This window comes from Pseudomonas rhizosphaerae, assembly GCF_000761155.1.
GTDB classification, from domain to species: domain Bacteria; phylum Pseudomonadota; class Gammaproteobacteria; order Pseudomonadales; family Pseudomonadaceae; genus Aquipseudomonas; species Aquipseudomonas rhizosphaerae.
In genome coordinates this window covers 2113292-2132006 of the sequence record NZ_CP009533.1, presented here as the reverse complement: position 1 = coordinate 2132006, position 18715 = coordinate 2113292, and the positions used below count along the sequence as shown (strand labels likewise).

Here is an 18715-nt window from a genome sequence, read left to right as displayed (position 1 = left end):
ATCCGTAGGAGTTTGCGGTGCGGCTGGACGCGGCTTGCGCCGCTGCTACGGGAGGCGGGGGGTATTTGCAGGATTTGCGGTGCGGTCGGACGCGGCTTGCGCCGCTGCTACGGGGTGTGGGGTATTTGCTGGATTTGGGGGGCGGCTGGACGCGGCTTGCGCCGCTGCTACGGGGGTGTGGGGCGCACGTGTGGGTGATTTCCTGTAGCAGCGGCGCGAGCCGCGTCGGCGGTGCATGGGGTTGGCCTGCAGCATCGCCGTACGGCTGTTGGGATGGGATTATTGCGCCTTGGCTTGTTGATCGAGCTGGGCGCGCAGTTCCGGCGCCAGGCCCAAGGCGACTGCCAACTGGTCAAGCCAGGCGCGTTCGCCGGCATCCTGCTGACCCATCAGCATCACGCTGGCCAGGTACATCTCGGCAGCCATGGCTGGGCCATCGGCCGCACTGGCCAGCTCTTGCGCATCCAACGGCCGGGCCAATTCGGCATCCAGCCATTGCTGCAACTGTGCGTCCTCGGCATGCGCGGTCAACTCGGCGCGGATCGCGGCTTCCTCTTGTGCATCAACCCGCCCATCGGCCTTGGCCGCGGCAATCAACGCCCGCAGGATCGCATGGCTGTGACCTTCGGCTTCCGGCTCGGACAATTGATCGACCGTACGCAACGCCTGCTGTGGCGCGTTGGCCTGCTGTTGCTGCCAGGCCTGATAAGCCTTGAACGCCATCATCCCCAGCGAAGCCAGCGCGGCATACTTGCCGGAACCGGATCGGCTCCCGCCACGCCCACCGAGCAAGCCGCCAAGCATCCCTCCCAGACCACCCAGCCCGCCCAGCCCACCTGCACCCGACGCGCCGCGGCCACCACCGAGCAGGCCGCCAAGCAGATCGCCCAGGCCGCCCTGCCCGCCCTGACCTTTCGTGGTGCCGGGCTGGCTGGCTGTGGATTGCCCGCTGCGACCGCGCAGCAGTTGTTCAAGCAGGTCACTGGTGTTCATGGCAAGCCTCTATCTGTGGTGATGTGGAGTGCAACACCATAGATCATCAAGCAACCTTGCAGGTTCAGCACAAACTGTAGGCATGGCCCTCAGAACCAGCGGTCGTTCCGCTTGCGGCCACGGGTCATCATCGGCAGGATCAGCCCGGCCAACAGGCCCGCGCCGGCGATGCTGCCGCCGTAGACCATGTAGCTCATCATCACGTGCTTGTTTTCATCACCCAATTTCGCCTGAGTGCTGCGCAACTCGGACTGGGCATCGCTGAGTTCGGCATTCAAGGCCTTGCTGCGCGCTTCCAGCTCGTCGATCAGCGCCTTGCGCGCATCCAGGGTTTCCTGCATGCCCTGTACGCGGTTTTTCCAGCTGTCGTCGATGGATTGCAGCTTGCCGCTCAGGTCGGTGACCTGCTGTGTCAGCAACGGAACGTGCTCGGCGGGCCCTGGGGTCGTTTGCAGGTCGCTGCTGGGGATCCACACGCTTGAACCGCCTTCGCCGCGCACCTGGCTGTAGTCGCCTTGCGTGGAAAGCAGCTCGACCTTCTGCCCGGACTTCAAATTACCGACGATGCGATAGCCGTCGGTGGGACCACTGCGCACGAATGTACTCAGGTTGTCGCTGACCCAGCGGGTGTTGCCAGGGGCCTCTTCGCCATGGGCCGGGCCAACAGTGAACAAAAGGCCGGTGAACAGGCCGGTGGCAACCAGGCGGGTGCGACTGAATACGGTAGAAAAACGTTGAGATGAGGGCATGACGATCTTCACATGAATAAGAAAAAAGGCCCCGATGAACGGACCATTGAAAAGCGGGACAACAATGTCCCGTGGGGCTGGGCCTGCGCCGGCGGTGCCTGTCGCTACTACCGCTGAGGATGGCTACTACTTGCGAAGAGCGGCGATGAAAAGCCTCTCCTGGGCCTATTGCCCGGCATGCCGTCGGTTCAAGCCGCCAGCTGAAAGACCACAAAACGGTGCCTAGGTTCACAAAAAAATCGTGACTGGGTGCACGTTGCCAGCACGCAAATGCTAAGCGTCGCCCAGGTGTACGCTGAAAAAACACCCATGGGGCTCGCGACTGCTCAAGCTGACGCTCCAGCCCTGGTTGGCGCAAATGCGCTGGACCAGGGACAAGCCCAGGCCCAGGCCTTCGCCCCGCTGCTCGTCGCCACGCACGAACGGCTGAAACATGGCGTTGCGCTTTTCCTCGGGGATGCCGATGCCGCTGTCCTCCACGTGAAACCCTTTGTCGGTCAGGGTCAGACGCACGAAACCAGTGTCGGTGTAGTGCCAGGCGTTGCGTAGCAGGTTACCCATCACCGAGTGCAGAAAGGCCTGGTTATAGACGTCGCTCGAGTCGTTATCCACGACATAGATGAACGCCAGGCCCTTGGCTTCGATCTGCCGACCCCAGATCTCCACCAATTCATCGGCGGTACGCCGCAAGGTCGCTGTAGGGTTGCCATGACTGGCTGCTTCGCGGTCCCGCGCCAGTAGCAGGAAGGTCTCGACCAACTGGCTCATGCCATCGGTAGCGCGGGCGATCCGCTTCACCTGGCGCTCGGAGCGCTCATCCAGCTCGGTGGCCAGCAGCAGGTCGCAGGAGCTCGCCAGAATCATCAACGGGGTGCGCAGTTCGTGGCTGACGTCGCTGGTGAACATCTGCTCGCGGTTGAGCGCTGCGCGCAGCTTGCTCGAGGTTTCGTCGAAGGATCGCGCCAGCTCGCCGACCTCATCGTCCGTGTAGTCCGGTGACAAGGGCGGCGCCAGACCGAACGTCTTGTCGCGATGGCGCACCTGGCGGGCCAGGCGTACCACCGGCGCCATCACACGGCGAGCCAGGAGCCCGCCCAGCAGAATCGCCAGCGCGATGCTCAACAGAAAACCGGCGCCCACGACGATGAACAGCACATGGGCACGTTGCTCCATGCCTTCCTGGTCGCGCAGCAGCACGTATTGTCGGCCGTCGACCTGGGCAACCATGGCGTAGTAGGTGCGTGGGCCCAGGGTCAGTTCCTGGAATCCGACCGGCAGGGTCTTGAGCTCGTCAGGCATGCTCAGGTCGCCGTCGCCACCGTCGATATAGAACAGCTCGTCCTTTTCCGGACGGTGGCGCCAATCGTCCGCGTTGTCGACCAGCAGCAGGCGATGCATGTTGCCGCTCAGGCTCATGGTGGTCAGCTTGCGCTCCACCAGATGCACGGTGGCGACGATACCCACGGCGAACACCCCGGCCACGAAGGCGCTCATCAACGCAAACACGATGACGATGCGGCGACTCAGACTCTGCTTGAACTCCATACCGCTCCATAGGGTATCTGTACGGGACGAACCGACCGCGTTCGGCCGAGCATGATTATCGTAGCCGTGCCAACAATCAAGCCTTGCCACGCAATCACTGGCCTTGGCAACGCATCGAAGAACGTGACTTGCAGGTCATAAATAAAATATGTAGTGCCGATATAAAAGCACTACATATCCATTGACGAGACCTCCATGGCCTTGCATGATGAGGCCGTCTCCCTGATCGGGAACAGAACGGAGCCGCACCGGGTTCCGTTCGATGCGCCATCGAGCCACTCCGATGACGTCCGCGTACCAGGCGGGCCGCTGAACCTCCAAACTCATGGCTTTTCATGTAGTAAGGGTTTCTGGCACTACACATCGAGCTCGAGCCAGTACTGACCTTGACGGACCACACGTGAGGCGTACCTGCCGATACGTGCTGAAGACCACAACCCGACAGATCGCACAGAGCTCAAGGAGCGTATTCATGAACCTGAACCAGCAACCTACCGTTGACCAACTCGCCCGTATCCTGGCGGCCGGCCGTGACACCCTGGATGACCACATCCTGTGGGTCTGCAAGCGTGGCGACGTGCATATCGATGCTCTGGCCAACGACGCCGACGGCGAGGATTTCGAACGCACCCACCCCGAACTGCGCGCGCGCATGCCGATCTACCGGCGCGGCAAAGGGTACGTTGGCAAGAAGGCCGCCGCGGATCGGCAGTTCGTCAACGATGTATTCCAGACCTTGAACCGGGAATGGAACCTCAGCCAAGGCCAAGGGCAAGTGCGCCGCATCGCGAGCTATTGCTGATGGGCCGCTGATTGCATTCTGTGGGAGCGGTCTGCGGCCGCGAACAGGGCACCGCGTATTTCCTGTTGCACTGCGGCGCCTGATTCGCGGCCAAGGACCGCTCCTACAGAAGAGCATGTCGTTCTGTAGCAGCGGCGCGAGCCGCGTCGGCGGGTTGCGCGGTGTGGCTGGGTGACCGCATTGTCCCGGACGCGGCTTGCGCCGCTGCTACAAGGGATGATGTCGCTCTGTAGGGTTCGGGCTCTGAATCCACGCATCGATTTGACGTCCACGTTGGGTTTATCCAAAGTAGCCGCCTCTTCTCGCTATCAGGATGCGTTGCGTGACCCATTTCCGTTTCCCCTGGCGACGCCTGCTCATCGGCGTTGTGCCTGCGCTGGCGCTGTTGTCCGCCTGCGACAACGACAACAAGCCTGTCGAAACCGCCCACCCCGTTGCCACCTACGCACCCGCCACTTGGGATGAACTGCCCAAGGTCAGCGATGGCGATCTGCAAGCCGGTTTTGCTGCGTGGCGTTCTGCCTGTCAGCGCCTGGCCAAGGACGCTATCTGGGGAGCCACTTGCGCCGCCGCGCAGACAGTCGACACGTCGCCTGCCGCGATTCGTACCTTTCTTCAGGCCCAGCTGCAGGTCTATGGCCTGCGCTCTGCAGAAAAAGGCGAACACGGTCTGATCACCGGTTACTACGAACCCGTCTACCCCGGCAGCCTGAAGGCCGACGCTCAGCATCCGGTGCCTGTCTACGGCGTACCGGCCGACATGATCAGCGTGCAACTGGACAGCCTCTACCCTGAGCTCAAGGGCAAGCGCCTGCGCGGCCGGCTCGATGGCCAGGTGCTGCGCCCTTATGACGACGCTGCCACCATCCAGCGTCAGGGCATCGATGCGCCTGTGGTGGCCTGGATGCGCGACCCCATGGACCTGCAATTCCTGCAGATCCAGGGCTCCGGCCGCCTGCAACTGGACAATGGTCGTCAACTGCGCGTCGGCTACGCCGACCAGAATGGCCACCCCTACCGCCCGGTCGGGCGCTGGTTGGTCGAGCAAGGCCTGCTCAAGAAAGAAGAAGTCAGCATGGGCCGCATCCGTGACTGGGCCGTAGCCAATCCACAGCGCGTGCCGGAACTGCTCGCCAGCAACCCCAGCTACGTGTTCTTCAGCCTGCGCCCAGACAGTAACGAAGGCCCTCGCGGCTCACTCAACGTACCCCTGACGGCAGGCTACAGCGTGGCGATCGATCGCAAGGTGATACCACTGGGCAGCTTGCTGTGGCTGTCCACCACACGGCCCGACGGCAGCCCGGTGGTGCGCCCGGTCGCCGCGCAGGACACCGGCGGTGCAATCGCTGGCGAAGTGCGCGCCGATCTGTTTTGGGGGACGGGGCCAGAAGCCGGCGAGTTGGCCGGCAACATGAAGCAGGAAGGTCAGGTGTGGCTGCTCTGGCCCAAAGGCGCTCAACTGCCCACTCCTTGAAGCCAACTGTGCCAGACAGGCAGGGCCTGGCAAGCAGGGCCAGGCTACCTAGACGCCCGAGCTTCGAGCCGGGCGCCCTGCACTGTCAGGCCAGCAGTTCCTGAATCTGCTCGTGCAGCGTTTCCAGGTCGAACGGCTTGGCCAGAATCGGCGCCTTGCGCGCGATCGGGCTGTTGGTTTCCTTGATTTCCTGGGGATAGCCACTGATGAAAATCACCTTCAGGTCCGGTCGCAGCAGGACCGCCGGCTCAGCGATCTTCACTCCGGAAATGCCGCCGGGCAGGCGAAAATCGGTGACCATCAAATCCAGGTGCGGCTTGGTCGAGAGGATTTCCAACGCCTGCTCGCCGTTCTCGGCTTTCAGAACGCGATAGCCCAGTCCAGACAGGTAGTCTGCCAGCACCATCAGTATCAACGGTTCGTCCTCGACGATGAGAACGACATCTTGTGCATCTTCACTCATGGGGAAGCCTATGTGCTTATATGTTTCGCTGCCATTACGACCATGACCTGCGACAGAGGTTGCGTGTGATTGCGGTTATTCCTAAAGCGGCAGGCTGACCCTGAAGGTCGCGCCATCGCCCAGTGCGCTCTCGACTTCGATGCGCCCGCCGTGAGCCGCCACGATCTGCTCGGAAATGAACAAACCCAGCCCCAGCCCGGCAACCACGTTACTGCCCGATACCCGCTCGAACTGCTGGAAGATACGCAGCTGGTTTTCCTTGCTGATGCCGATGCCGTGGTCACGCACTTCCACCCGCGCCCAGCCATTGTGCCCATAGACGGTGACCTCGACCGGGCCTTTGCCACCGTAGCGCAAGGCATTGGAGATCAGATTGCTGACCACCTGCTCGATACGGAACTCGTCCCAGATGCCAAGCACCGGCTCGTCGGCGAGCAGGCTGATGGTGCAATCGGCGGCGGCCACCTGGGGCGCGAAACTGTCGACCAGATTGCGCACCAGTTGTGCGAGGTCGAACTGGGCAGGACGAATGGACAGCTTGCCGGTGCGGATCCGCGACACATCGAGCATGTCCTCGATCAAGCGAATCAGGCTTTGGATCTGGCGCTCGTCGCGCTCGACCATGGCGCGCATCTTGTCGAGGGTAAAGGCGTCGGCGTTGTCGCGAGCCAAGTGCAACTTGCGCAGTTGCGTTTCCAGGATCAGACCATTGAGCGGTGTGCGCACTTCGTGGGACACGATCGACATGAAGTCGTCGCGCATGCGCACCGCATGCTCCAGTTCGCTCTGGGTCACCTGCAGGCGCTTGAGCAGCACTTCCTGCTCCTGGCGCGAGCGCTCCAGCGCATCGAGCTGCTCCTTGAGGGTCTTGCGCTGGCGATACAGGTCGACGAACACGCTGACCTTGCTCTTCACCGCCTGCATGTCCAGCGGCTTGTGAAGGAAGTCCACCGCGCCGCTTTCGTAGCCCTTGAAGGCATAGTTGAGTTCGCGCCCGGCGGCACTGACGAAGACGATCGGAATGTTCTTGGTCTTCTCGGTACTGCGCATCAGCTCGGCCAACTCGAAGCCGTTCATGCCCGGCATCTGCACGTCGAGAATGGCCATGGCGAATTCGTGCTGCAGCAACAATGAAAGGGCTTCATCTGCCGAGAGCGCCTTGTGCACCTCACGGCCGGGACTGGCGATCAACGCCTCCAGGGCCAGCAGGTTTTCCGGCAGATCGTCGACGATCAACAGTTTTGCTTGGACGTTGCTTAGCATGTGCTTCGTTCCAGCTCGGCAAGCAGACAGCCAATGCCGTGGAGTGAAAGAATATGGTCAGGCGTCTGCAGGCGGATGGCCGCCTGCGGCATGACCGCAACCCGCGCCTCGGCGGGGTCTTGAACGATGGTCAAGCCACCTTTGCGCTTGATACTGGCCATGCCGCGGGCGCCGTCTTCGTTGGCGCCGGTCAGCAGTATGCCGATAAGGCCGGCGCCGTAGGCATCGGCCGCCGAGTCGAAAAGAAAGTCGATGGCCGGGCGGGAGTAATGCACCCGTTCTTCCTGACTCAACGACAGACTGAAATCACGCTCCACCGACAGGTGATAGCTGGGGCCAGCGAAGTAGAACATACCTGGCTCGATGGTTTCCTTGTCGCGCGCCTGACGCACCGGCCGATTCAAACGCCGCTCGAACACTTCGGCCAGCTGGCTGTGACGCTCGTCCGGCAGGTGCAGTACCGTCAGCACCGGCAGCTTGAAATCCATCGGCAACTGGCCGTAGACGCCCAGCAGCGCTTCCACGCCGCCGGCCGAAGCCCCCACCACCACTGCTTGAAAGCGACTCATGACTTGCGATAGATCCGTTCGGGGCGCGTCAAGGTATCGAAGCGCGAACTGTAGGCGGAAAAATCCAGGGTTTCCTTGCTGCCGAGCATGAGAAAGCCGCGATGGCTCAGGGATTCGTGGAACAGGCCGAAGGCGCGATCCTGCAAACCCTTGTTGAAATAGATGAGCACGTTGCGGCACGACACCAGTTGGGTCTCGGAGAACACGCTGTCGGTGGCCAGGCTGTGGTCGGCGAACGTGACGTTGGCGCGCAGGCTGCTGTCGAAGATCGCGCGGTCGTAGGCTGCCGTGTAGTAGTCGGCGAACGAGCGGGTTCCCCCGGCGCGCTGGTAGTTTTGGGTATAGGCGCGCACGTTCTCCATGGAATAGATGCCCTGCTTGGCTTTTTCCAGGGACGTGGGATTGATATCGGTGGCGTAGATGATGGTGCGTTCCAGCAGCCCTTCCTCGCGCAGCAGGATGGCCATGGAGTAGACCTCTTCGCCCGTGCTGCAACCGGCGATCCAGACCTTGACCGACGGGTAGGTCTTGAGCAGCGGCACCACTTCGCGTCGTAACGCCAGGAAATGCTCCGGGTCGCGGAACATCTCGCTGACCGGGATCGTCAGGTACTGCAGCAGCTCCATGAACGCCGTGGGCTCGTGCAGCACCCGCGCCTGCAGCGAGGAAACGCTGCTGCACTCCATCTGCCCGAGCGCGTGAAGAATCCGCCGTTTGACCGACGCGCCCGAATAGTCGCGAAAATCGTAGCTGTAGGTGAGGTAGATCGCCTCGATCAACAGCTTGATCTCGATATCGATATTGCCTTGAACAGCCGGCTGGGAGGCCTTGCCGGCCAGGGAATCACTCACTACATGCGCTCCAGTTGCGGCAACCAGACGCGAATCAGCGAGAACAGGCGGTCCAGGTCGATGGGCTTGGCCAGGTAGTCGTTGGAACCGGCCTGCAGGCAGCGTTCCTGATCGTCCTTCATCGCCTTGGCGGTGACCGCGATGATCGGCAGCTTGCGCCAGCGCGGGTCCTTGCGGATCTCGCGGGTCGCTTCGTAGCCGTCCATCTCGGGCATCATCACATCCATCAACACCAGATCGATGTCTTCGACCTGATTCAACTTGTCGATCGCCTCACGGCCGTTACGGCCTATTTCCACGATGGCGCCCTTGTGCTCCAGGGCGCTGGTCAAGGCGAAGATGTTGCGCACGTCGTCGTCCACCACGAGGATCTTGCGGCCCTCGAAGACCTTGTCGCGACTGCGGGCGGTTTTCAACATCTTCTGCCGCTCATGGGACAACTGCGATTCGACTTTGTGCAGAAACAGCGTCACCTCGTCGAGCAGCCGCTCGGGCGAGCGTGCACCCTTGATGATGATCGAGCGCGAGTACTTGAGCAGCTCGGTTTCTTCGTCGCGGGTCAAGTTGCGTCCGGTGTAGACGATCACTGGCGGGAACGAGCGGATCTCTTCGTTGGACATGCGCTTGAGCAGGTCACCGCCGAGCATGTCGGGCAGCTTGAGGTCGATGATCATGCAGTCGTAGACGTTGTCGCGCAGCAGATCGAGCGCTTCCTGGGCGAAGCCCACGGCGGTGATCTCGATGTCGTCGTCGCCAATAAGCAAGGAAATGCTTTCACGCTGCAGGTCGTCGTCTTCCACCAACAGGATGCGCTTGAGCTTCTGGGTCAGCTTGGCTTCCAGCCTGCCGAAGACTTCCTTGAGTTCGTCGCGCGTGGTCGGCTTGACCGCATAGCCGATGGCGCCCATGTGCATGGCGGCCTCGACGCGGTCCTCGACCGAGATCACGTGGACCGGGATATGGCGAGTGGTAGCGAGCTCTTTCAGGCGTTGCAGCACGGTCAGCCCGGAATGGTCGGGCAGGCGCATGTCGAGCAGGATGGCATCGGGCACGAAGGTCGCGGCGAGGTCGAAGCCTTCGTCGGCGCCGTGGGCCACCAGGCAGTGGTAGTCCAGTTCGTGGGCCAGGTCGTAGAGAATACGCGCGAAATTCGGTTCGTCTTCCACCACCAGAATGCAGCGCTTGGTGAACGGGCCCTTGTCGCGGTCGTCGGCAAAGCGCGCCACGGTCAACGGTGCCTCGAGCACGGCCGGCGTGCGGGATACCGGCTGGGGTGCGATCACCATGGGCGCCGGCGCGTGGCGCGGCGCCTCGATGATTTCTTCGTAGCGTTGCGGCAGCACCAGGGTGAAGGTGCTGCCCTTGCCCAGTTCGCTGGTGACGGTGATGTAGCCACCGAGCATGTTGGCCAGGTCGCGGGAAATCGACAGGCCCAGGCCGGTGCCGCCGTAGCGCCGGTTGGTGGTGCCGTCGGCCTGACGGAACGCTTCGAAGATGGCCTGCTGCTGGTCGACGGCGATGCCGATACCGGTGTCGCGAATCTGGAAGGCGATGCCCTCATTGGCGTGTCCGGACACCAGCAGCTCGACGCTGCCGTGCTCGGTGAACTTGAGTGCGTTGGCCAGCAGGTTCTTGAGGATCTGTTCCACGCGCTGGCGATCGGTGTAGAGCATCGCCGGCGCATCGGCAAGGATCTGTACCGACAGATCGAGGTGCTTCTGCCCGGCCAGCGGTTCGAAGGTCATCCGCAGGCTGTCGACCAGCCTCGGCACGCTGCTGTTTTCCGGACGCAGATCGAGCTTGCCGGCCTCGACCTTGGAGATGTCCAGAATGTCGTTGATCAGGTTGAGCAGGTCGTTGCCCGCGGAATAGATCGACTCGGCGAATTTGACCTGATCGGCGGTGAGGTTTTCCTGGGGGTTTTCTGCCAGCAGCTTGGCCAGGATCAACGAACTGTTGAGCGGTGTGCGCAGTTCGTGGGACATGTTGGCCAGGAACTCGGACTTGTAGCGGCTCGAGCGCTGCAGCTCGTCGGCACGCTCTTCGAGTTGCACCTGAGCCTGGTTGAGCTCCATGTTCTTGCGGTCCAGGGCATCGCGCTGCTCGCCCAAGGCGTCGGTCCGTTCGGCCAGCTGTTCGTTGGTCTGCTCGAGTTCGGCCTGCTGGGTTTCCAGGTACGCCTGGGATTCCTTGAGCACCCGCGACTGCTCTTCGAGTTCTTCGTTGGCGGTCTTCAGCTCTTCCTGCTGCACTTGCAGTTCTTCGTTGAGCTGCTGGGTTTCGGCCAGCACTTCCTGCAGGCGCTGGCGGTAGCGCGCCGCTTCGACGGCGGTGCCGATGTTATCGGCCAGCAACTCGACGATTTCCAGGTCGCGGTCGGTCAGGGGCCGAAGGAAACCCAGCTCGACCACGGCATTGATCTGGTCGTTGTCGCTGGTCGGGATCACCAGCACGCTGCGCGCCGCGCCCTCGCCCAGGCCGGAGCTCAGGCGCAGGTAATCGGCCGGCACATCGTCCAGGCGGATCACACGGTTGCGCTCAACGGCCTGGCCGGCAATGCCCTCGCCGTTGAGCAGTACCTGGTCGGTCACTTCACGCTCGCGAGAGAACCCGTACGAGGCGATGCGGCGCAGGTTGCCATGCTCTTCGCGGATATACACCGCAGCGACCACCGTGCCCAGGTACTGGGCGAAGAATTGCAGCATGTTGCGGCCCAGCATCTGCAAGGTCTGCTGACCCAGCAACTGCTCGGCCAGCTGGGTCTGGCCGGTTCGCAGCCAGGCTTGGTCCTGCAGGCGCTTGGCGCCTTTCTGCAGGGCGGCCAGGTTACCGCCGTACGAGGTCGACAGCTCAGTCATGTCGCGACGGCCGAAGTACGCCAGCAAGGCGCTGACTACCAGGACGAACAGCACATAGAGGCTGACCGACGCCCAGATGGTGCGCGATACGTTTTCGCTGCGCTCAACCCGCAGCTGCTGCTCCATGGCGATGAAGCCGTCATATTCCTTGCGGATGGCATCGGTCAGGCGCTTGCCGCGACCGGTCTGGACCACACTGGAATAGTCGCCGGTGGAGCGTTTGAGCGCGATCAGCTGTTCGCCGTATTCGAGCCAGTCCTTTTGCAGCGCCATGATGCGCGTGAGCCGGTCGACCTGGCGCGGGTTGTCGGCCACCAGCGCCTGTAGCGCCGGAAGTTCGGCGGCCAGGCGCGGCTTGGCCAGTTCGTACGGATCCAGGTAGCCTTCCCCGCCTGAGAGCAGGTAGCCGCGCATGCCGGTTTCCATGTCGATCGACAGCTTGGTCGCTTCGTTGGCGTTGTTGATCACCCGGTCGGTGTGCTCGACCCAGTCGATCACCGACAGCAGGTAGACGATGATGCCGATGAACACGGCGGCGCTGAGCACACCGACGCCCAGCGGCAGGCCAACGTTGCGACTGAGCAGCCGACGGAAGCTTTGCTCGTCGATCGAAGAGGGTTTGTTCATGTCCTTGGACCCGGATCCTGTAATCGAGGCCGGGGATTTTGCCGCAATTCGATCAAACAGTTAGGTTTTTTCCGATTGATATGTAGGAATTTTTACTTCTAAACGTGGGAATGGTCTCGTTTATTGCCTTCCAAGGCATGGTCTGCCCCTGACCCATGCTTTATGATTGGCGCCCTGCTTCCCAGGTGCCAGTCACCCCCGGGGCGCAACGATATGTGCGAAATGACGGCTCGGCGCCGTCTGCGCCCCTTGCCGACCAGGATCCGAACGATGTCCGATATCCCTAAAACCATTCTTGTCGTCGAAGACGACGCGATCGTCCGCATGCTGATCGTGGACGTGCTGGAGGAGTTCGAGTTCGAGGTACTGGAAGCCGAGGATGGCCCCAGCGCGCTGAAATTCCTCGAGGATTCGGCCAAGACCATCGACCTGATGATGACGGACATGGGCCTGCCGGGCATGAATGGCAAGGAACTGGCCGAGCAGGCACGCGTCCTGCGTCCGGTGCTGCCGGTGCTGTTCGCCAGCGGCTATGCCGAAGCGCTGGACGTACCCTCGGGCATGAGCAGTATCGGCAAGCCGTTTTCCATCGATCAGCTGCGCGACAAGGTCAAGAGCATGCTGGTGGCTTGAGGCCGCGTCAGCCGCTACACCCCGGCGCGTAATCATGGCCTAATGCGCGCCCGGTTTTTCGCCCCGAGTCTTGTTCATGTCCCTTCAGCACGTCCTGGTCATCGGCTATGTCTGGCCCGAACCCACTTCTTCGGCGGCCGGCGGCCACATGATGCAGTTGCTGCACTGCTTCGTCGCCCAGGGCTGGAGCGTGACCTTTGCCAGCCCGGCCAAAGTGGGCGAGCACAAGGCCGACCTGGCAGCGCTGGGCATTGCCGAACAGACCATCGCACTCAACGACGAAAGCTTCGACCGTTTCGTGGCGGCCTTGCAGCCAGACATGGTGCTGTTCGACCGCTTCATGATGGAAGAGCAGTTCGGCTGGCGCGTCGAGCTGCACTGCCCCCAGGCCATGCGCGTACTCGAGACCTGCGACCTGCAAAGCCTGCGCGACGCCCGCCAGGGCCTGCTCAAGGAACGTCTGCGCGCAGGCGAAGATGAAAACGATTTCGGCGCGCTGTTCGACGTGTCCTCCGACACCCTGTACCGACACATGAGCGAGGCCGACATCACCCAGCGTGAAGTCGCGGCCATTTTCCGCTGCGATCTGAGCCTGATGATTTCACCGTTCGAAGGGCAGCTGCTGGTCGAGCGCTTCGGCGTGCCGCCCAGCCTGCTCCACGACTGTCCGCTGATGGTCGCGCCACTGCCCACGCCCGCCCTCGATTTCGATCAGCGAGCGAATTTCGTCTGCATCGGCAACTTTCGCCACGCACCGAACTGGGACGCCGTTCTCTGGCTGAAGAATCAGGTGTGGCCGCGCATTCGCAAGCAACTGCCGCGGGCCGAACTGCACCTGTACGGCGCCTACACACCGCCCAAGGCCACGGCGCTGCACAACGCCGCGCAAGGGTTTCTGGTCAAAGGCTGGGCAGCCGATGCCCTGCAGGTGGTCGGCCAGGCCCGGGTGGCCCTGGCGCCGCTGCGCTTCGGCGCCGGGATCAAGGGCAAGCTGCTCGATGCCATGCTCTGCGGTACGCCCAGCGTCACGACCCCACTGGGTGCAGAGGGCATGCGCACGGGCGACCGTTGGCCTGGCCACATCGCTTGCAGTGCGGACGAGCTGGCAGCCTGGGCGGTTCGATTGTACGAAGATTCAGATCAATGGGGTGCCGCGCAAGCGCAATGCCACGAGCATCTGTGCGCAGAGTATGGGTTTGAGCAACATAGTCAGACCCTGGTTCGGCGTCTGTATCAGCTCAGCCAGAGCCTGGAGCAGCATCGTCGAGCGAATTTCATCGGCACCATGCTTCGCCACCATCTGCACAAAAGCACCAAATACTTCTCACAGTGGATCCAATCCAAGAACCAATCGGTATAAGGACCTGCTGGACGTTAGAGGTCGGACAACTAGAATCAAGTGCTCGAGGTACCGCTCCCATACTCATTCAGGATGAACGACGATGGCGCCCATCGACAGTACTAAAGTGTACGATTCCGAGCTCATGCGTAGGCTGCGCAACAAACACGCCGATTTGCGCCCTGCCCTGAAGAAAGTCTCGACCTTTCTGCAGGCCAACCCCTACCGCAGTGCGACGCTCAACATAGAAGAGCTGGCCGGAGCAACCGGTACCTCGACCGCCGCCGTCAACCGCCTGGCCAATGCGATCGAACTCAACGGCTTCACCGGGCTGCGCTTTGCCCTGATGGAAAACCTGCTGGCGGTGGTGTCGTCGGCCGACGTGTTCGAGGAACGGCTCAAGCATTCACCCAACACCGGCTTCCACCTGGAACAGCAGATCAGCCTGAGCAAGGATCATCTGGACAACGTCACTCGAATGAACGACAACCAGACCTTCGAGAACATGGCCCGTCAACTGGCCCGTTCGCAGAATGTCTTCGTGGTCGGTTTCGGCAACAGCTTTCATCTGGCCGCCATGGCCGCAGCCGGGCTCAGCCCATTCTGCGTAGGCGCGCACTGCGTGACACTGGATGGCGGGCTGGAGGGGTCTGCCTACAGGCTGTCCGGCATCACCCGCAACGATACGCTGCTGGCCATCGCCCTGCCCGCCTACACCCGCGATACCATCCGCCTGGCCGAGTACGCCAAGTCCCGCGAGGCATGTGTGCTGAGCATTACCGACTGCCCAGCATCACCCTTGGTGCAGCTCTCCAAGATGAGCCTGTTCATTCCTTCCAACCACCCGGTGCTGCCCAATTCCAAAGTCGGGCTGATGGCGGCGATCGAAACGTTGCTGGCACACGTGCAGCTGTGCAAACCGCTACCCGGCGGTGCCGAGGCTGCCCTTCCCGACTGGGATCCGGACCGCGGCAACCTGCGCTCACTGCCAGGCCAACCTCGGGCCAACGCCCCGCGCAGGAGCGACGACACATTCTGAAGCAGGGCCGTCGCAGCCTTGGACGGCCCTGGTCGAACGCCGCTATGCTTGGCTGCGCATTCCCGATCGGCACAACCATAAAAGCAGCCACGGCATGACTCGACCTACACGTATCACCGACCCCTCCTACGAGCTAATGGACGATCACGAAGGTCGCTCCATCATCTACCGCCAGCACGGCTTCCCCTGCCCACTGGTGCGCTGGCATTTCCACAAGGAATACGAATTGCACCTGCTGGTTGCCACCTCGGGCAAGGTGTTCGTGGGCGACTACATCGGTAATTTCAACCCCGGCAGCCTGTTCCTGACCGGCCCCAACTTGCCGCACAACTGGATCAGCCAGATGCAGAGCGGCCAGTCGGTCAACAAGCGCGACATGCTGGTCAATTTCACCGATGAGCTGTTCGACCAAGGCCATCAGGTGTTCAGCGAACTCAGAAGCCTTGCGCCGCTCCTGGAACGGGCCCGATACGGCATCGAATTTCGCTGCGCGCAGACCATCGCCCAAGCCAGCCTGTCGATGCAGCGTATTGCCGACAGCCAAGGCATCAGCCGACTTGGCCACTTCCTGATTCTCATGGAGTCGCTGGCAGCGTGCGAGGATTACCAACTGCTTTCGGGCACCGCCGTGGCCCAGGACGCCGACGAGCATGCGGTGGAACGTACCAATCGCGCCGTCGACTACATCTTCGCCCACTACGCGCGGGAGCTGTCCCTGGAGGAAGTTGCTGCCTACCTGGGCATGAAACCCACCTATTTCTCGCGCGTATTCAAGCAAGCCACCGGCCGTTGCTTCGTCGAGTTCGTGAATCGCCTGCGCATCAGCAAGTCCTGTGAGCTGCTGGCCGACGGCGATCGTCCGGTCACGGACGTGTGCTTCGAGTCCGGCTTCAATAACATTTCCAACTTCAATCGCCGTTTCCAGCAGCTCAAAGGCATGACCCCGTCGCACTATCGTCGCCTGGCCACCCAGCGTCTGAGCTCCTGAAACCTGTACGCAAACCTACACAGCGATCGGGTGGGTGCCTCTGGCCCGCCGCAGCGTGTAGGCAAGCAGTGCAAATTAGTATCAGTGCGGGTGCGTCCAGGGATTTGTCAGATTGAGCGCAGGGGTCTGTAATCACAGGCAGTGCTTCACCTCTACGAAGACACAAGAATAATAACCAGGGCCGCGCCCGCGCGTGCCGAAGAGGAATGCGAGATGACGATCGACTACAAACATCTGCTCGTTGCCGGCGGTCTGTGCAGCGCACTGGCCATCAGTGGCTACAGCTATGCCGACACCACCCTGACCATCGCCACCGTCAACAACAGCGACATGATTCGGATGCAGCGCCTGGCCAAGACGTTCGAGACCCAGCACCCCGATATCAAGCTCAACTGGGTGGTGCTCGAAGAGAACGTGCTGCGCCAGCGCCTGACCACCGATATTGCTACCCAGGGCGGCCAGTTCGACGTATTGACCATCGGCATGTACGAAGCCTCACTATGGGGCGCCAAGGGTTGGCTGTCGCCGATGAAGGACCTGCCGGCCAGCTACGACATCGATGACGTCTTCCCTTCGGTACGCGACGGGCTGTCGGTGAAAGGCCAGCTTTACGCCCTGCCGTTCTACGCCGAAAGCTCCATGACCTATTACCGCACCGACCTGTTCAAGGCAGCCGGGCTGGAGATGCCCGAGAAACCCACCTGGACCCAAATCGCTGACTTCGCCGGTAAACTCACCGACAAGAGCAAGGACCAGTACGGCCTGTGCCTGCGCGGCAAGGCCGGCTGGGGTGAGAACATGGCCTTGATCACCACCGTGGCCAACAGCTTCGGTGGCAGCTGGTTCAATAACGAGTGGAAGCCGCAGTTCGACAGCGAGGCCTGGAAGAAGGCGCTCAACTTCTATGTCGACAACATGAAGAAGTCCGGCCCGCCGGGTGCGTCGAGCAACGGTTTCAACGAGAACCTGGCCCTGTTCAACAGCGGCAAGTGCGCCATTTGGGTAGACGCCAGCGTGGCCGGTTCCTTCACCATGGACAAGACCCAGAGCAAGGTCGCCGACAGCGTCGGCTTCACCTTCGCTCCCCACGAAACCACGGACAAGGGCTCGGCCTGGCTGTACTCGTGGGCCCTGGCCATTCCGACCAGCTCGAAGAACCAACAGGCCGCACAGCAGTTCTCCGCCTGGGCGACGTCCAAGGAGTACGCCGCGCTGGTGGCCAAGACTGATGGCGTGGCCAACGTGCCGCCCGGTACACGCAAATCGACCTACACCGACGAGTACCTGAAGGCGGCGCCGTTCGCGCACATCACCCTCGAGTCGCTGAAGGTGGCCGATCCCAAGCAGACCGACACCAAGCCCTACGTCGGCATCCAGCTGGTGACGATCCCCGAGTTCCAGGCCATCGGCACCGAAGTGGGCAAGGCGTTCGCAGCCGCGCTGACCGGCCAGACCACCGCAGATCAGGCCCTGGTGGTTGCGCAGACCGCCACCGAGCGAGCCATGAAACGCGCCGGCTATCCAAAGCAGTAACACCTCCGCCCTGCTGCCCGCCGACTGCGGCGGGCAGCCCTGCTCACCAGGTGCGCACCCATGAATACTACGACTGCCAAGCCCCAGCCCGATACCGCTGAGGTGACGGGCAAGCGCCGCTTGTCCAATCCCGGCTGGTTCCTGGTCACTCCGTCCGTGGCCTTGCTGCTGCTGTGGATGATCGTGCCGCTGGGCATGACCGTGTACTTCTCGCTGATCCGCTACAACCTGCTGTACCCCGGCGAGAACGAATTCGTCGGACTGGAGAATTTCAGCTTCTTCCTCACCGACGCAGGGTTCATGCCCGGCGCCACCAACACCTTGCTGCTGGTCGGCAGCGTGCTGTTGATCAGCGTGGTGTTCGGGGTACTGATCGCCGCGCTGCTGGAGGCCAGCGAGTTTCTCGGCCGCGGGATCGTGCGGGTGATGCTCATCTCGCCGTTCTTCATCATGCCCACCGTGGGCGCGCTGATCTTCAAGAACCTGATCTTTCATCCGGTCTCGGGGATTCTCGCCGCCGTGTGGAAGTTCTTCGGCGCCGAGCCGGTCGACTGGCTCGCCCACTATCCGCTGTTCTCGATCATCGTCATCGTCAGTTGGCAGTGGCTGCCGTTCGCCATCCTCTTGCTGATGACCGCCATGCAGTCGCTGGATCAGGAACAGAAAGAAGCCGCACGACTGGACGGTGCCGGCGCCCTGGCGATCTTCTGGCACTTGACCCTGCCGCACCTGGCGCGGCCCATCGCAGTGGTGGTGATGATCGAGACGATCTTCCTGCTCTCGGTGTTCGCCGAGATCTTCACCACCACCAACGGCGGCCCCGGCTTTGCGTCCACCAACCTCGCCTACCTGATCTACAACCAGGCGCTGGTGCAGTTCGACGTGGGCATGGCCTCGGCCGGTGGCTTGATTGCCGTGGTCATCGCCAACATCGCCGCGATCATCCTGGTGCGGATGATCGGCAAAAACCTCACCGACAAGAACTGAAG

16 protein-coding genes are annotated in these 18715 nt (G+C 62.1%); 8 read left to right on the top strand and 8 right to left on the bottom strand.

The annotated features are described in order from the left end of the window. Nucleotides 1-279: 279 nt before the first annotated feature. From LT40_RS09505 to LT40_RS09495, 3 genes are all read right to left on the bottom strand, one after another. Nucleotides 280-993 carry a DUF533 domain-containing protein gene (locus LT40_RS09505; protein ID WP_043189278.1) on the bottom strand — a complete coding sequence of 238 codons (714 nt, stop codon included), beginning with the start codon at nt 991-993 and terminating at the stop codon, nt 280-282. A gap of 89 nt (nt 994-1082) precedes the next feature. Continuing rightward, a complete protein-coding gene (locus tag LT40_RS09500) occupies nt 1083-1742 on the bottom strand; it encodes a TIGR04211 family SH3 domain-containing protein (RefSeq protein WP_043189275.1) in 660 nt (219 codons plus the stop codon). A 273-nt stretch (nt 1743-2015) separates the two neighbouring features. Beyond that, entirely contained in the window at nt 2016-3287 is a 1272-nt protein-coding gene (locus tag LT40_RS09495; protein ID WP_043189270.1) for a sensor histidine kinase, read from the bottom strand. 472 nt (nt 3288-3759) lie between these two features. Between LT40_RS09495 and LT40_RS09485 the strand changes: the two genes are divergently transcribed. Beyond that, entirely contained in the window at nt 3760-4089 is a 330-nt protein-coding gene (locus LT40_RS09485) for a hypothetical protein (protein WP_043189265.1), read from the top strand. 322 nt (nt 4090-4411) lie between these two features. Continuing rightward, nucleotides 4412-5563 carry a murein transglycosylase A gene (gene mltA / locus LT40_RS09480; protein WP_420329679.1) on the top strand — a complete coding sequence of 384 codons (1152 nt, stop codon included), beginning with the start codon at nt 4412-4414 and terminating at the stop codon, nt 5561-5563. A gap of 85 nt (nt 5564-5648) precedes the next feature. Here mltA and LT40_RS09475 read toward each other — a convergent pair whose 3' ends face one another. From LT40_RS09475 to LT40_RS09455, 5 genes are all read right to left on the bottom strand, one after another. After that, nucleotides 5649-6026, bottom strand: a complete 378-nt coding sequence (locus LT40_RS09475) for a response regulator (RefSeq protein ID WP_043189263.1) — start codon at nt 6024-6026, stop codon at nt 5649-5651. A gap of 81 nt (nt 6027-6107) precedes the next feature. Then, a complete protein-coding gene (locus LT40_RS09470; protein WP_043189261.1) occupies nt 6108-7289 on the bottom strand; it encodes a hybrid sensor histidine kinase/response regulator in 1182 nt (393 codons plus the stop codon). Then, nucleotides 7283-7858 (bottom strand): chemotaxis protein CheB, encoded by a 576-nt coding sequence (locus tag LT40_RS09465; RefSeq protein WP_043189259.1) that lies wholly within the window; start codon nt 7856-7858, stop codon nt 7283-7285. Before LT40_RS09465 ends, LT40_RS09470 begins: the two co-directional genes overlap by 7 nt. Then, entirely contained in the window at nt 7855-8709 is an 855-nt protein-coding gene (locus tag LT40_RS09460; RefSeq protein ID WP_237749297.1) for a CheR family methyltransferase, read from the bottom strand. Before LT40_RS09460 ends, LT40_RS09465 begins: the two co-directional genes overlap by 4 nt. Beyond that, a complete protein-coding gene (locus tag LT40_RS09455) occupies nt 8709-12194 on the bottom strand; it encodes a response regulator (protein ID WP_043189255.1) in 3486 nt (1161 codons plus the stop codon). Before LT40_RS09455 ends, LT40_RS09460 begins: the two co-directional genes overlap by 1 nt. Before the next feature lie 270 nt (nt 12195-12464). On the opposite strand from LT40_RS09455, the gene LT40_RS09450 reads away from it, so the two are divergent. The 6 genes from LT40_RS09450 (at nt 12465) to LT40_RS09425 (ending at nt 18713) form a co-directional block, all read left to right on the top strand. Then, nucleotides 12465-12827, top strand: a complete 363-nt coding sequence (locus tag LT40_RS09450) for a response regulator (protein WP_043189251.1) — start codon at nt 12465-12467, stop codon at nt 12825-12827. A gap of 76 nt (nt 12828-12903) precedes the next feature. Then, nucleotides 12904-14187 (top strand): glycosyltransferase, encoded by a 1284-nt coding sequence (locus tag LT40_RS09445; RefSeq protein ID WP_043189247.1) that lies wholly within the window; start codon nt 12904-12906, stop codon nt 14185-14187. A 124-nt stretch (nt 14188-14311) separates the two neighbouring features. Further along, nucleotides 14312-15205, top strand: a complete 894-nt coding sequence (locus LT40_RS09440) for a MurR/RpiR family transcriptional regulator (RefSeq protein ID WP_158497442.1) — start codon at nt 14312-14314, stop codon at nt 15203-15205. A gap of 94 nt (nt 15206-15299) precedes the next feature. Continuing rightward, nucleotides 15300-16193: an AraC family transcriptional regulator gene (locus LT40_RS09435; protein ID WP_043189243.1), complete on the top strand. Its 894-nt coding sequence runs from the start codon at nt 15300-15302 to the stop codon at nt 16191-16193. Nucleotides 16194-16406: 213 nt separating this feature from the next. Next, nucleotides 16407-17726, top strand: coding sequence for an ABC transporter substrate-binding protein (locus LT40_RS09430; RefSeq protein WP_043189240.1), 1320 nt, complete (start codon nt 16407-16409; stop codon nt 17724-17726). 60 nt (nt 17727-17786) lie between these two features. Further along, the gene (locus LT40_RS09425; RefSeq protein ID WP_043189238.1) at nt 17787-18713 is read left to right on the top strand and encodes a carbohydrate ABC transporter permease; all 927 of its coding nucleotides are present in this window, start codon (nt 17787-17789) and stop codon (nt 18711-18713) included. Nucleotides 18714-18715: the final 2 nt, after the last annotated feature.